The 14646-nt window shown below is 72.4% G+C and carries 11 protein-coding genes; 4 read left to right on the plus strand and 7 right to left on the minus strand.

All coding sequences use genetic code 11. The features are described from left to right. Positions 1–266 precede the first annotated feature (266 nt). A complete protein-coding gene (gene rpsT / locus BKD30_RS05600) occupies positions 267–527 on the plus strand; it encodes a 30S ribosomal protein S20 (RefSeq protein WP_076703029.1) in 261 nt (86 codons plus the stop codon). A gap of 159 nt (positions 528–686) precedes the next feature. Here rpsT and holA read toward each other — a convergent pair whose 3' ends face one another. The 5 genes from holA to leuS form a co-directional block, all read right to left on the minus strand. After that, positions 687–1691, minus strand: a complete 1005-nt coding sequence (holA, locus tag BKD30_RS05605; protein ID WP_235861494.1) for a DNA polymerase III subunit delta — start codon at positions 1689–1691, stop codon at positions 687–689. Positions 1692–1860: 169 nt separating this feature from the next. After that, the gene (locus tag BKD30_RS05610; RefSeq protein WP_218189255.1) at positions 1861–4566 is read right to left on the minus strand and encodes a ComEC/Rec2 family competence protein; all 2706 of its coding nucleotides are present in this window, start codon (positions 4564–4566) and stop codon (positions 1861–1863) included. A 218-nt stretch (positions 4567–4784) separates the two neighbouring features. After that, on the minus strand, positions 4785–5600 hold the full coding sequence (locus BKD30_RS05615; protein ID WP_083956046.1) for a ComEA family DNA-binding protein: 816 nt from the start codon (positions 5598–5600) through the stop codon (positions 4785–4787). 59 nt (positions 5601–5659) lie between these two features. Then, positions 5660–6565, minus strand: coding sequence for a DegV family protein (locus tag BKD30_RS05620; RefSeq protein WP_076703033.1), 906 nt, complete (start codon positions 6563–6565; stop codon positions 5660–5662). A gap of 36 nt (positions 6566–6601) precedes the next feature. Continuing rightward, positions 6602–9148 carry a leucine--tRNA ligase gene (gene leuS, locus BKD30_RS05625; RefSeq protein WP_235861497.1) on the minus strand — a complete coding sequence of 849 codons (2547 nt, stop codon included), beginning with the start codon at positions 9146–9148 and terminating at the stop codon, positions 6602–6604. A 221-nt stretch (positions 9149–9369) separates the two neighbouring features. On the opposite strand from leuS, the gene BKD30_RS16450 reads away from it, so the two are divergent. The 3 genes from BKD30_RS16450 (at position 9370) to BKD30_RS05640 (ending at position 12107) form a co-directional block, all read left to right on the plus strand. Then, positions 9370–9678 carry an FAD-binding oxidoreductase gene (locus BKD30_RS16450; protein ID WP_218189256.1) on the plus strand — a complete coding sequence of 103 codons (309 nt, stop codon included), beginning with the start codon at positions 9370–9372 and terminating at the stop codon, positions 9676–9678. Further along, positions 9663–9866 (plus strand): FAD-binding oxidoreductase, encoded by a 204-nt coding sequence (locus BKD30_RS16455; protein ID WP_076703037.1) that lies wholly within the window; start codon positions 9663–9665, stop codon positions 9864–9866. The genes BKD30_RS16450 and BKD30_RS16455 overlap by 16 nt, the downstream gene beginning before the upstream one ends. Positions 9867–9932: 66 nt before the next feature. Further along, on the plus strand, positions 9933–12107 hold the full coding sequence (locus BKD30_RS05640; RefSeq protein WP_076703039.1) for an FAD-binding and (Fe-S)-binding domain-containing protein: 2175 nt from the start codon (positions 9933–9935) through the stop codon (positions 12105–12107). 68 nt (positions 12108–12175) lie between these two features. Here the strand turns inward: BKD30_RS05640 and glpK are convergent, their stop codons facing one another. After that, entirely contained in the window at positions 12176–13690 is a 1515-nt protein-coding gene (glpK, locus tag BKD30_RS05645; protein ID WP_076703041.1) for a glycerol kinase GlpK, read from the minus strand. 38 nt (positions 13691–13728) lie between these two features. Next, the gene (locus BKD30_RS05650; protein ID WP_235861506.1) at positions 13729–14445 is read right to left on the minus strand and encodes an MIP/aquaporin family protein; all 717 of its coding nucleotides are present in this window, start codon (positions 14443–14445) and stop codon (positions 13729–13731) included. Between the last annotated feature and the right edge of the window lie 201 nt (positions 14446–14646).

Raw genomic sequence — 14646 nt, forward strand, 5'->3', positions numbered from 1 at the left:
CAGGACGGGTGGACGGTGGGGTGGCCGGCGGACGGCGGTTCGCCCTCCAGTCTCCCACGAAGCGCACCCGCCGGCGCGGCGTTCGCTCGCCGGCGGTTGCCGCACCGCCCACGTCGTTGCCTCTGCTAGACTGTCTCGCTGTGTGTCCGTTGGTCGACGGACGCGAACCGGGTCGAACCGCCACTACGGTGCCCCACGCCGTCATCAGTCTTCTCGACCCACTGCCCTCAGACCGCACCCCGTTCCCGCAGGAAAGAGATCAGCACGTGGCCAACATCAAGTCCCAGAAGAAGCGCATCCTCACCAACGAGAAGGCGCGGCTGCGCAACAACTCGTACAAGTCGGAGCTGCGCACCGCCATCCGCGCCGTCCACAACGCGTTGACCGCGGGCGACAAGGACGCCGCCAGCACGGCCCTGAAGAACGCCAGCAAGAAGCTGGACAAGGCCGTCAGCAAGGGCGTCATCCACAAGAACAACGCGGCGAACCGCAAGTCCTCGATCGCCAAGCAGGTCTCCAGCCTCTGACCTGACGCGTCGACGGGCGTCGGCCTCCGGCTGCACTGCCCGGCGGCCCGCGCTCGTGGCTTGCACGTCGCGACTTGCACTGCATCGTGGCCCGGACCCTTCGGTCCGGGCCACTGCTGTATCGGCAGCTCAGGAGGAACGGGGGCCGGCGTCCGGCGATCAGTTCCCGGCAATCAGCATGACGGCGCTCTCGACGGCGTACTCGGGGTCGCGTGACTCGCCCTTGACCTGGGCGTCCGCCGCGGCGAGGGCCGTCAGGGCGGCGGCCAGCTGCTCCTCGGTGAACCGTGACGCCTCCCGCCGCGCCTGGTCGATCTGCCAGGGGGCCATCGACAGCGGACCGGCCAGGGCGGCGGAGGAGCCCCGCAGGCCGTACACCTTCGCCACCGCCCGGACCTTCATGGCCAGCGCCGCGACCAGGGGCACGGGATCGACACCGGTGGCGAAGGCGTGGCGCAGCGTCGCCATGGCGCGCACGCTGTTGCCGGACAGCGCCGCATCGGCGACCTTGAACGCGGTCGCTTCCACCCGGCCCCCGTAGTAGCGCTCGACGGTGTCGGCGTCGACCGTCGTCTCGGTGTCGGCGATCAGTTGCGCGCACGCGGAGGCCAGTTCGGGCAGGCTGGAGCCGACCGCGTTGACCAGCGCCCGGACGGCGTCCACCTCGATCCGGCGGCGGGCGGCGTGGAACTCGCCGGTGACGAAGTCCGTCTTGTCGCTGTCCCGCTTGAGCGGCTGGCAGTCGACGGTGGGCACGACCCCGGAGCGCAGCGCGTCGAGCAGCTTCTTGCCCCGGTTACCGCCCGCGTGCCAGAGCACGAGGTACACCTCGGGTTCGGGGTTGGCCACATAGGCCAGCGCGTCGGTGAGGAAGTCGTCGGTCATCGCGGCCAGACCCGTCGCCTCGATCAAAATCGTCTCCCCGAACAGGGACGGGCTGGCGAGCATGGTGAGCTGACCCGCCGCGTAGGTTGCCGCGTCGAGCTGATGGATCTGCAGGTCGGCGCCGCTCTCGCGCAGCCGCGCGCGGATCCGCTGCCGGGCGCGCTGCGCGAGCAGGTCCTCCGCACCGCTGAGCAGCACGACGGGTGCGGGGACGGCCTCCCGCCAGGAGATGAGGGCGGGAGCCCGGCCGCGAGACGCGGCGGTGGTGCGAGTGGCCACAGCGGATGTCCTCCTGGGAACGAACATGCGGATCGGACGGACGTCACCGGTCGTGACGGGGTGGTCCCCGGCATGGGTGCTTCCCACCACGACGGTGTCTCAACGCGTCGGTGTCCGGCACCGATGTCGAGCATCCCATGCGCCGCCGTCGACGCGCCACACGAGCCCATCACGGGGGGAGGACGGTGGCGATCACCCGGTCGCCGGTACGGCGCACGGTGACCGCGCCCCGTAGATCGGCGCGCCAGACGGTGGCCCCGAGGCCACGCAGCCGGTCCACGATGCCCGCCGCCGGATGCCCGTAGTCGTTGTCCCGGCCCACGGACACCAGGGCGAGCGGGGCACGGACCGCGTCGAGGATGGCGGTGCCCCCGTTCCGCGAGCCGTGGTGCGCCACCTTGATCACGTCGACATCCCGCAGGCCGGCCGCGGATCCTGGTGCCCCTAGCAGGGCGGCGGCGCCGTCCTGCTGGAGGTCGCCGGTGAGGAGCACGCGCAGCGGGGGTCCGCCCGCCGCCGCAACTTCGATTCTCAGCACCACGCTGTTGTCGTTCTCCTCACCGATCGGCCGGGAGGTCCGTGGCCACAGCACCGACCACGTCACCGCGCCGATGCTGCCCCGGGCCGGCTCCTGCAACCGTTCGACCGGCGTCGACGTGCGCCGCAGCAGCGCTGCGACCGCGGGCGCCAGCGCCCGATCCGCGGCTGACACGAGGACCCGGTCCACCGACCGACCCTTCAGCGCATCAGGCAGGCCGCCGTAGTGGTCAACGTGCTGGTGCGTGAGCACCACGGCGGCGAGCCGTCGGACGCCCAGCCGGTCCAGGCATCGGGCCATCGCCGGCCCCGGCGGTCCACTGTCGACGAGCATGGCGGTCCCCGCCCCGACACGCAGCACCAACCCGTCGCCCTGGCCGACGTCACACATGGCGACCTGCCATTCCCCCGGCGCGACGGGCACGGCGACACTGAACGCGACTGTGCCGGCCGCCACCATCGAGACGCCACCGATCAGGACGCCGGCGCGGACCAGCAGCCGTGCGCCGGCGCGCGCGGGCTGCCAGCGCCCACGCGTCAGTCGCGGAGACCGCGGCAGCCGCAGGTATCGGGGAAGCCGCGGGGGGCGGTGGCCCCGCGGTGGACGCTGGTGCCGCGGAGGGCGGCCGGTGCGCGACGGCGGCTCCGACCGGTTCCACAGCGGGCCGCGAGTGCTCACCTGGACACCTGCGGTCCGAGCGCGGAGCCGTGCCACGGCGAGCAGGACACCGATGGCCAAGGAGTCCACGATCGCCAGCAGCAGCATGCCGGTCAGCCCGCCTGGCCACGGGACTGACGCAACCGGCGCTGACGCGACGGCCCGCGCGACGGCAGCGATCGTGTCGGCACAGCGGGCACTGAGCCACAACGGAATCCCGGCGAGCGGTGACCAGGCCGCGTCGAGCAGGACGGCGGACGAGCCGGCCACCGTGACCACTGGCACGAGTGGCGACACCAGGGCGTTCGCGGCCACGCCCCAGGTGCTGATGCTGGGCTGGATGAGGACCAGAAGGGGTGCGCACGCCGCCTGTGCTGCCAATGGCGCGGCGACGACCCGAGAAACCGCATCGGGCAGCCGGACGCCCCAGGCCCGGGGCAGCAGCATGGTCAGGGAGTTTCCGAGCGGTCCGCAGAGCCCGATCAGCGCCGCGGTCGCCACCACGGACAGGGCGAAGCCGAGAGCCGTCGCCAGGTACGGGTCGATCAGGAGCAGCATGCCGGCCGCCGTGCACAGCATCGCCACGGGAACGCGACCGCGACCGGAGACGACAGCGACGGTGCCGACTGCCCCCATCACGGCGGCCCGAAGCACACTCGGGTCCGGCCCGACGACCAGAACGAATCCGGTAAGGGCGACCAGGGCGGCCGCAACCAACGACCAGCGGGGCATCCGCAGCAGCACGCCGATGCCGACGACGCAGCCGAGCACGATCGTGCAGTTGGTCCCGCTCACCGCCGTCAGATGCGTCAGGGACGCGGTCCTCATCGCCGCGCGCAGTTCCTCCCCTAGCGGAGCACGATCGCCGAGCACGAGACCGGGAATCAGCTGTCCGGCGTCGCGCGACTGCGCTGCGCTCAGCCCCCGCAGTCGGGATCGGACCCGGGCCGCGAGGTCGTCGACCGCAGCCGGAGCGGCAATCGTCCGGGGTGGGGCGTTGGCGCGCAGGAACGCCGCCTCCCGTGAACCAGGGTCGGTCGGGGCCAGGGCCCCGGCGACCCGGACGATCTGACCGGGCCGCACCGCTGCCCATTGGCGATCCCCGAGCACGAGGACCGGGGTGGACGCGGAGAAGCGCGCTCCCCCGGCCGTCGCCGTCGTGATCGTCCCCTGCACCAGGGTCAGCCCTTGCTGCCGGGCACCTTCGCCGCTCCTTCCCAGTGAGCGCGGTTCGTCCGTCACCGCGAGGTCGGCCGTCACCGACGACCGCTCGGTGATCGCCGCACCGATCGGCCCGGCGCGTTGCAGGTCGTGCGCCGTGCGTCCGGTGGTCAGGGCGGCAGCGGCGAGCAGAAGCAGGGCCGCGCACATCAGCGACGCTGTCGGAGCCGGGGCGGCACGGGTGCCGTCATCCCCGTCGAGTGTCGCACCACCGGACCGCCGTCGCACGGACGCCACCACGAGGAGCGTGACCCCGGCCAGTACGGCGGCGGACGCCGCCCAGCCGGCGAGCCCCGGTACCGTGACCGCCAGGGCGGTGCACGCCCAGATGGTGGCGGCCGGCGCGACCAGTCGCAGGTCCCAGCGGCGATCGCGGGAGGGTCGCGGCGGTCGAGGTGCGCGGGCGTGATCCTGCGTGGGCGTTCTCCGCGGCGCTCGCGACCGGGCTCGTCTGGGCACACCGGCCACTTCGACAGCGGCACGATCACGGCCGGAGCGCGACGCCGGGGCACGGTGGCCGGCAGCCTCGCCGGTCGGCGGCACCACCGCCGAAGGAGCGTCGACGTCGGTCCCCAGGCCCCTGTCGGGGCCGATGTCGACGTCCGTGTCGGGGCCGGTGCGGGGGCCACGGCTGGCCGCCTCGGCCAACCGTCGCCACGGGGGGTCCGGTCGCCGGTTCATCCGATGGTCACGAGGGGGCGCAGTTCGGCCATCATCTTCTCCCCGATGCCGGGCACCGCGTCCAGGTCGTCGACGCTGCCGAAGGGCCCCTGCTCGGTGCGCCAGGCGACGATGCGTTGGGCCAGGACGGGCCCGACACGCGGCAGGGTGTCCAGTCCGGCGGCATCGGCCGTGTTGATGTTCACGGGCGCTCCCATGCCTGGCGCCGCGGCCGCCGGGTCCGGGCTCGAGGCCGACGCCGGACCGGGAACGGGCGCCGATTCGTCCCCGGCGGCCGGTACCCGGATCTGCGTCCCGTCCTCCGCACGCGCGGCCAGGTTCACGGCTTCCAGTCGAGCGCCCGGGAGGGCACCTCCCGCAGCGGTCACGGCGTCGGCGACCCGGCTACCGGCAGCCAGACGCACCACGCCCGGACGGCGCACGGCCCCCGCCACGTGGACGACCACCCGGCCGTCCCCGCCGGCCACGCGGTCCGACGGCGCGGTACCGGACGGCGCCGGATTCGTGCTCGGTGCACCGGCAGCTGCGCTGCGAGCCGACGGTGGATCGGCCGTCGCCGGTGGCATCGACGCCGGACCGAGCGGTGCTCCGGTGGCAACGGCCCGGACGCTGACCTCCGTCGTGGCGGGGACGATCAGGGCCCGCACCAGGAGAACGACCGCAATCACGGCCAGCACCACGGCGGCAGCCGTGCCGATCCGCCACACGATCCGTGCCGCGCCGTGCCGGTCACGGCCCGCGGGCCGGTGGCGAAACTCGTTCGCGGCATCGGTGTTCGAGAGGTCAGCGAGCCGTGTGGACGGATCGGGCATGCGACCACGCTAGGAGTGGGCGGGTACCTCCGGCAGGCGCCTCCCACCGGGATGTGGATTCAGCCGTCGGTTCGCGGCCGTGTGGAGGGAGAATCTCGGTGGCCGGTGACCACGCCGAGCACCCCGAGCCCCACGTGGGCGGCCAGTACCGAGGGGAGGCGGGACACCAGCGGGCGGACGCCGGTCTGCGCCGTCAGCCGCTCGGCCAGTTGGTCCGCCTCGGCGAGGTTGCCGAAGTGGTGCACGGCGCAGTCCCGGTCGGCTGCCGGCACGGTGCCGAGGTCGGCGACCGCCAGGGCCTCCAGCCGCCGGATCGCCCGGGGCGCCGAACGGACCCGCTCGAGGGGCACGACCACGCCGTCGTCGATCTGCAGCAGCGGCTTGATCGCCAGCACTCCCCCGAGCCAGGCCGCCGCCCCACCGACCCGGCCACCGCGGCGCAGCGTGTCCAGGCTCGGCACGTAGAACCGCACCCGGTGCTGCTCGGCGGCGCGGCGCGCCGCCGCAACGACCGCGGCCGGCGGCGCGCCGGTGGCCGCCATCAGGCACGCGTCACGGACGGCGAAGCCCAGCGCCATCCCGGCGGTGCCGGAGTCGATCACGGACACCGGCACCGGGACGCGGCCGGCCGCCCAGCGGGCCGAGTCGACCGTGCCGGACAGGCCGGCGGACAGGTGCACCGAGACGATGTGCGGGTGGCCGGCCGCGGCCAGGCGCCGGTACACGGCCTCCACGGCGCCCGGCGACGGCCGGGACGTGGCCAGCGTGCGGCCCGACGCCAACGCCAGCTCCAGCGCGGCCGGTGACCCGGGAGCCAGCGGTTCGCCGTCCACGGTGACCGGCAGCTTCAGCACGGTCAGGCCGTGATCGGCCTCCAGGGCGGCGCGCAACGCATCGGGCAGTCCGCAGGCGGCGTCGGTGACCACCGCCACCGGGAGCCGGACGCCCCGCTCGTCGTCGCCCACGCGGCCGTCCCGCCTGCTCCCGGTGGATGACCCGGCTCAGGCCGGGACGATGTTGACGAGCTTCGGCGCCCGCACGATCACGGTCCGCACCCCGCGACCGTCCAGCGACCGGGTCACCCCGTCGGCGGCCAGGGCGCGCTCCCGCAGCTCCTCCTCGCTGATGTCGACGGGCACCTCGAGGCGGTCCCGGACCTTCCCGGCGACCTGCACGACGGCGGTCACGGTCCGCTGCACCAGCAGCGACTCCTCCACCGCCGGCCACGCGGCCTGGTTGACCGGTCCCTCGTGGCCGAGCCGGTGCCACATGTCCTCCGCGGTGTACGGGCCGACGAGGCTGAGCAGGATCGCCACCGCCTCGGCCGCTTCCCGCACGGCGGGGTCCGCCGCACCGGGCCCGGCGTCGATCGCCTTCCGGGTCGCGTTCACCAGCTCCATGGTGCGGGCGATCACGACGTTGAACTTGTGGTCGTCCAGCAGGGCGGCGGCGTCCGCGACGGTGCGGTGGGTGACGGTCCGCAGCACCCGGTCCCCGGTGGCGGGATCGGCGCCGGCCGGGGACGCGACGTCGGCGGCCAGCCGCCACGCCCGGGCGAGGAACTTCGCCGACCCGGCCGGGGAGACGTCCGCCCAGTCGACGTCGTCCTCGGGCGGGGACGCGAACACCATGGTCAGCCGCACGGCGTCGACCCCGTACCGGTCCAGCTGCTGGCCCAGGTCCACGCCGTTGCCCAGCGACTTGCTCATCGCCCGGCCGCCGTTGAGCACCTGGCCCTGGTTCAGCAGCGCGCGGAACGGTTCGGTGAAGTCCAGCAACCCCTCGTCGTGCAGCACCTTGGTGATGAACCGGCTGTACAGCAGGTGCAGGATCGCGTGCTCGACGCCGCCGACGTACTGGTCCACGGGTGCCCACCGGCGCACCGCTTCCGGGTCGAACGGGCGCTCCGCCTCGTCCGGCGACGGGTAGCGCAGCACGTACCAGGACGAGTCGACGAAGGTGTCCATCGTGTCGGTGTCTCGACGGGCCGGCCCGCCGCAGGACGGGCAGTCCACTCGCACCCACGCCTCGTTGGACGCCAGCGGGGACTGACCACGCGGGGCGAGGTCCTCGCCGCGCATGTCCTCGGGCAGCCGCACCGGCAACGCCTCGTCGGGCACCGACACCTCCCCGCACGCCTCGCAGTGGATGATCGGGATGGGCGGGCCCCAGAACCGCTGCCGGGACACCAGCCAGTCCCGCAGCCGGTAGTTGACGGTCGCCTCCCCGGTGCCGGCCGCGGTGACCAGTTCGACGGCGCGGGCGATCGCCTCGGCCTTGTCCAGCCCGTCCAGGGGTCCCGAGTTGATCAGCACGCCGTCCCCGGTGGTCGCGATCCCGGTCACCGCGGGGTCCTCGTCACCGGTGTCGACGACGGCCCGCACCGGCAGGTCGAAGGTGCGGGCGAAGTCCAGGTCCCGCTGGTCGTGGGCGGGGACCGCCATGATCGCGCCGGTGCCGTAGTCGGCCAGCACGTAGTCGGCCGCCCACACCGGGATCCGCTCCCCGCTCAGCGGGTTGACGGCGTACCGGCCCAGGAACACGCCGGTCTTGGTCCGGTCGGTGGCCTGGCGTTCGATGTCGGAGAGGTGCTTGACCTCCTCCCGGTACGCCGTCAGCATCTGTGCGTGCTCGTCGGTGACCAGTTCGGTGGCCAGCTCGGCGTCGGCGGCGACGACGAAGAACGTGGCCCCGTACAGGGTGTCCGGACGGGTGGTGAAGACGGTGACGGCGGATCCACCAGCACCGGCGGGTGCGTCACCAGCACCGGCGGTTCCGTCGACGGGTTCGATGACGAAGTCGACGTGCGCGCCGGTGGACCGGCCGATCCAGTTCCGCTGCATGGCGAGGACCCGTTCGGGCCAGTGCCCGGCGAGCTGATCCATGTCGTCGAGCAGCCGATCCGCGTAGTCGGTGATCCGGAAGTACCACTGGTTCAGGGCCTTCTTCGTCACCGGGGTGCCGCACCGCTCGCAGGCGCCGTTGACGACCTGCTCGTTGGCCAGCACGGTCTGGTCCTTCGGGCACCAGTTCACCGGGGAGTTCTTCCGGTACGCCAGACCGCGCCGGTACAGCTGCAGGAACAACCACTGGGTCCACCGGTAGTACTCGGGGTCGGAGGTGTGCAGGCGCCGGCTCCAGTCCAGGCTCAGGCCGTAGCGCTGGAACGAGGCGGCCTGGGTCGCGATGTTCGCGTACGTCCACTCCGCGGGGTGCGCGTTCCGCGCGATCGCCGCGTTCTCGGCCGGCAGGCCGAACGAGTCCCACCCGATCGGGTGCAGCACGTCGTAGCCCTTCAGCCGCCAGTAGCGGGCGACGACGTCCCCCATGGCGAAGGCCTCGGCGTGGCCCATGTGCAGGTCACCGGACGGGTACGGGAACATGTCGACCACGTACCGGCGCTCCCGGGACCCGTCGTCGGCGGGGGCGAACACGTCGTGCTGCGCCCACCACGGTCCCCAGGTCGCCTCGAGCGCGGCGAAGTCCCAGCCGGCGGCCGGCGGCGCCTCGGTGGGCTGGGCTTCGGTGTGCTGCGCCTCGGTGTTCACGCTGATCTCAATCCTTCGGTACGCGACGGTGGTCTCGACGCCTCGGTGCGGCCCGATGACGGACCTGGACACACAAAAGCCCCTCGCTGCGCAAGGGGCCGCTGTGCCTGCGGGACGCGGAGCGCCCGGGCACAGCCTCTAGAGAAGTCGAAACGGCATGTCGTCATGCTACCGCGTCGGTACCGGTGACTGATCGACCGCCGCGGCCTAGCATGGCCGCCATGGCGCGTAGCGAACTGCCCGCACCCGTCGTCCGACCGGTCGACCCGGTCCACCCGTCACCCGGGGTGGACCGGCACGCGCTGGAGCGGGAGTTGCGCGCCCGGGTCGACGGCGAGGTGCGGTTCGACGCCGGCTCCCGGGCCGCCTACTCCACGGACGCGTCCAACTACCGGCAAGTGCCGATCGGCGTCGTCGTGCCGCGCACCCGGAGGGCCGCCGCCCGGACCATGCTGATCTGCGCCGAGCGCCGGGCCCCGGTGGTCTCCCGCGGTGGCGGCACGAGCCTGGCCTGGTGCTGGACGATCTGAACCGGCAGCTGGCTCCGCACGGACTCCGGTTCGGCCCGGAACCGGCCACCCACAACCACTGCACGCTCGGCGGCATGATCGGGAACAACTCCTGTGGCGCCACCGCCCAGCACACCGGCAAGACGGTGGACAACACCGTCGCCCTGGAGGTGATGCTGCCGGACGGCACCCGGATGGAGGTGGGGTAGACCTCCGACGACGCGTACGCCGAGATCATCGCCGCCGGTGGGCGCAGGGCGCAGGTCTACGGGCAGTTGCGCGCCCTCATCGACGAGTACGGGGACGCGGTGCGTCGCCGGTATCCGCCCATTCCCCGCCGCGTCTCCGGGTACAACCTGGACTCGCTGCTGCCCGAGAAGCAGTTCCACGTGGCGCAGGCCCTGGTGGGGACCGAGAGCACGTGCGTCCTCGTGCTCCGCGCCAAGCTCACGCTGATGCCGGTGGTGAACCACTACGGCGTCGTGCTGCTCGGGTGCCCGGACGCCGGCGCCAGCGGGGACGACGTGCCTGCCGTCGTCGCCCACGATCCGCTCGCGCTCGAGGGGTTCGACGCGAAGGTGATCGAGGACGAGCGGGCCAATCGGATGAACGCCACCGCGATCGAACAGTTGCCGGCGGGCCCGCAGGCCTGGCTGCTCGTTCAGTTCGGCGGCGACTCGGTGCAGGAGGCGCAGGTGGCGGCGCGCGCGTTCGCGCAGGACGCCCGCGGGTTCGCGTCGGAGCCGACCGTGACGGTGCTGACGGACCCGCAGGAGCAGGGACAGTTGTGGGAGGTGCGGGAGGCGGCGCTGGGTGCCGTCGCCCAGGTCCCGGGCCTGCCGGCGATGTGGCCCGGGTGGGAGGACTCGGCGGTGGCGCCGGAGCGGATGGGCGACTACCTGCGGGCCCTGCGCCGGCTGTACACCGAGTTCAGGTACGACGACGCCGCCGTCTACGGGCACTACGGGCAGGGATGTGTGCACAGTCGGGTCCCCTTCGACCTGGTCACCGCGGACGGCGTCGCCCGGTTCCGGGCGTTCCTGGAGCGCGCCGCCCGGCTGGTCGTCTCGATGGGCGGGTCCCTGTCCGGCGAGCACGGCGACGGGCAGGCCCGGGCCGAACTGCTGCCGATCATGTACGGCGACGACCTGGTGGACGCGTTCGCCCGGTTCAAGGCGATCTTCGACCCGGACAACCGGATGAACCCGGGGAAACTGGCCGCGCCGTACCGCATCGACGAGAACCTCCGGCTCGGTCCCGGGTACGCGCCACGGACCATGGACACGCACTTCGCCTTTCCGCGCGACGACGGCGACTTCGGCAGGGCGGCGCTGCGCTGTGTCGGGGTGGGCAAGTGCCGGCGGAACGAAGGCGGCGTGATGTGCCCGTCCTACATGGTCACGCGCGAGGAGGAACATTCCACGCGCGGCCGGGCCCGCGTGCTGTTCGAGATGCTGCAGGGTCACCCGGACTCCCCCATCCAGGACGGCTGGCGGTCCACCGCCGTCCGGGACGCCCTCGACCTCTGCCTGGCCTGCAAGGGCTGCAAGCAGGACTGCCCCGTCAACGTCGACATGGCCACCTTCAAGGCCGAGTTACTCAGCCACCACTACGCCGGGCGGCTCCGGCCGCTCTCCCACTACTCGATGGGGTGGCTTCCGGTGTGGGCGCAGCTGGCGTCCCGGCTCCCCACCGTCGTGAACGCCGTGACGGCGGCACCCGGTCTCTCCCGGCTGGCTCTGCGGCTGGCCGGTGCTGCGCCCCAACGGCAGATCCCCCGTTTCGCCGAGCAGAGCTTCACCGCGTGGTACCGGGAACGGAACCACCACGAGGAGCACAGCCGCGACGCGCACGGTCGCGGGGGCCACCGCCGCGAAGCGCAAGGTCAAGGGAACCGGGGCGGCGGCGGCCGCGGCGAGGTGGTGCTGTGGCCGGACACGTTCACCAACGTTTTCCATCCGCACATCGCGCAGGCCGCCGTCGAGGTGCTCGAGGACGCCGGTTGGCGGGTGGTGGTGCCCGAGCAGGCGGTGTGCTGCAGGCTGACTTGGATCAGCACGGGACAGTTGGACATCGCGAAGCGAGTGCTCCGCCGCACGGTCGCGGTGTTGCGCCCCTATCTGCGCAACGGCACGCTCATCCTCGGCCTGGAGCCCTCCTGCACCGCGGTCTTCCGCGCCGACGCCGTGCACGGTCAGCAGCTCGGCCAGGGTGACGGTCTGCACCTGGCCGAGCTGCTCGCCGCCGCGCTGCACACCGACCCGGACGAGCCGGCCCGGGCACGGCCCGAGGCGGCGTGGGCACCGCGCCCGCACACGTCACGGGCGGCCGGGTGGGCCGCGCTGAGCGCGGTGGTGCTCGGCACCGCCGCCGTGGTCGGATCTGCTCGCGTGGTCGGCACCGCCCGACGCAGCCTCGCGTCGACGTCCCCGAGCCGCATGCGGCGGTGACGACCGTGGACCGCCACCCCGGTCAGGGTGGCGGGCCACGGCGACGATCTCGACGGCGAGGCTCTTGACTACCGCACGTCGTCGTCGACCCAGTCGAAGGTGCGGGTCACGGCCTTCTTCCACAACCGCAGCTGCCGGTCCCGCTCGGCGGCGTCCATCTGCGGCTCCCAGCGCTTGTCCTCGGCCCAGTTGGCGGTCACGTCATCCGTGCTCTGCCAGAACCCGACCGCCAGGCCCGCCGCGTACGCCGCACCCAGGGCGGTGGTCTCGGTGACCTTCGGGCGGACCACCGGGATGCCCAGGATGTCGGCCTGGAACTGCATCAGCGCGTCGTTGGCGACCATGCCACCGTCCACCCGCAGGTCCTCCAGGTCGACGCCGGCGTCCGCGTTCGCCGCGTCGAGCACCTCGCGGCTCTGGAACGCGGTGGCCTCCAGCGCCGCCCGCGCCAGATGGCCGCGGGTGACGTACCGGGTCAGACCGACGATGGCCCCTCGGGCGTCGCCGCGCCAGTACGGCGCGAACAGCCCCGAGAACGCGGGCACGAAGTACACGCCACCGTTGTCCTCCACCGTGGCGGCCAGCTTCTCCACCTCGGGGGCGGAGGAGATGATGCCCAGCTGGTCGCGCAGCCACTGCACCAGGGAGCCGGTGACCGCAATCGAGCCCTCGAGCGCGTACACCGGCTTGGCGTCACCGAGCTTGTAGCAGACCGTGGTCAACAGCCCATTCGTCGAGCGCACGATCTCCTCGCCGGTGTTGACGATGAGGAAGTTGCCGGTGCCGTAGGTGTTCTTGGCCCCGCCCTTCTCGAACGCCGCCTGCCCGAACGTCGCCGCCTGCTGGTCGCCGAGGATCCCCGCGATCGGCACCCCGGGGACCATGCCACCGGTTCGGCCCTCCCCGTACACCTCGGAGGAGGACCTGATCTCCGGCAGCATCGACGCAGGCACGCCGAACACGTCGAGGATGTCCTGGTCCCAGGACAGACTCTCGAGGTCCATGAACATCGTGCGGGACGCGTTGGTCACGTCCGTGACGTGCACGCCGCCGTCCGTGCCGCCGGTCATGTTCCACAGCACCCAGCAGTCCGTGGTGCCGAACATGAGGTTCCCGGCCTCGGCCTTCGCGCGGGCCCCGTCGACGTTGTCGAGGATCCACTTGATCTTGGTTCCGGAGAAGTAGGTGGCCAGGGGCAGCCCGACCTTCTGCTTGAACCGGTCCGTCCCCCCGTCGGCCGCCAGCTCGTCGACGATCTTCTGGGTGCGCGTGTCCTGCCAGACGATCGCGTTGTACACGGGCTTGCCGGTGGTCCGGTCCCAGACCACCGCGGTCTCCCGCTGGTTCGTGATGCCGACGGCGGCAAGGTCCCGGTGGGTCAGGTTGCCGCGGCTGAGCGCGAGGGCGACGACCTCACGCACGTTGGTCCAGATCTCCTCCGGGTCGTGCTCGACCCAGCCGGCACGCGGGAAGATCTGCTCGTGCTCCTTCTGACCGGTGGAATGGATGCTGCCGGACTTGTCGAAAACGATGGCGCGGGACGAGGTGGTGCCCTGGTCGATCGCCAGAACGTAGTCAGCCATGAGTGACTCCTTCAATGAGGGTGGACGGGGTTCGCGGCTCAGGCCGCGATGACGACGCGGACGAGCGGGGCGAGCAGGCCGCCGAGGGCACCGCCGATCAGCGGACCGACGACGGGGACCCACGCGTAACCCCAGTCGCTGGAACCCTTGCCCCGGATGGGCAGGAACGCGTGGGCGATGCGCGGTCCGAGGTCACGGTTCGGGTTGATGGCGTAGCCGGTGGGACCGCCCAGGGACGCACCGATGCCGACCACGAGCAGCGCCACCGCCAGCGGACCGAGCCCGCTCGGGGTGTTGCCGAAGGCGATGATCACGAACACGAGCACGAACGTGCCGATGATCTCGGTGACCAGGTTCCACGGGGCGCTGCGGATGGCCGGGCCGGTGGAGAACACGCCCAGCTTGTTCGCCGGGTCCGGCTCCGCGTCGAAGTGCTGCTTGTAGGCCAACCAGGTGAGCACGGCACCGAGGATCGACCCGATCATCTGGGCGAGCAGGTAGAGCAGCGCGTTGCCGAAGGTCTTCTCGATCCCGGGGGCGAAGACGGGCGTGTCCGGGTTGACCCAGAGCCCGAGCGTGACGGCGAAGTTGAGGTGGGCACCGGACGCCGCGGCCGCGAACACGCCGGCGAACACGCCGAGACCCCAGCCGAAGTTCACCATCAGGAAACCGCCGCCGCTGCCCTTGGTCCCGGCGAGCGCGACGTTGGCGACGACGCCACAGCCCAGCAACAGCAGCAGCATGGTGCCGAGCATCTCGGCCACGAATGCCTGTGAAGACACCTTTGACTCCCTTCGTGCAGGTGGACGTGGCCAGCGACTCTGCTGGCCACGCGGGGGTGGAACGGACATCCCCGGGTACCGACGTGGGGTCATCGAGTGTCCCCCATCACATCTTGCGGGCAACTCAGCGAAGGCGCAACCGTAATGGCCCAAGTCGCGCGGCGAAAAGAAGCT

This window comes from Tersicoccus phoenicis (assembly GCF_001968835.1).
Lineage (GTDB): Bacteria > Actinomycetota > Actinomycetes > Actinomycetales > Micrococcaceae > Tersicoccus > Tersicoccus phoenicis.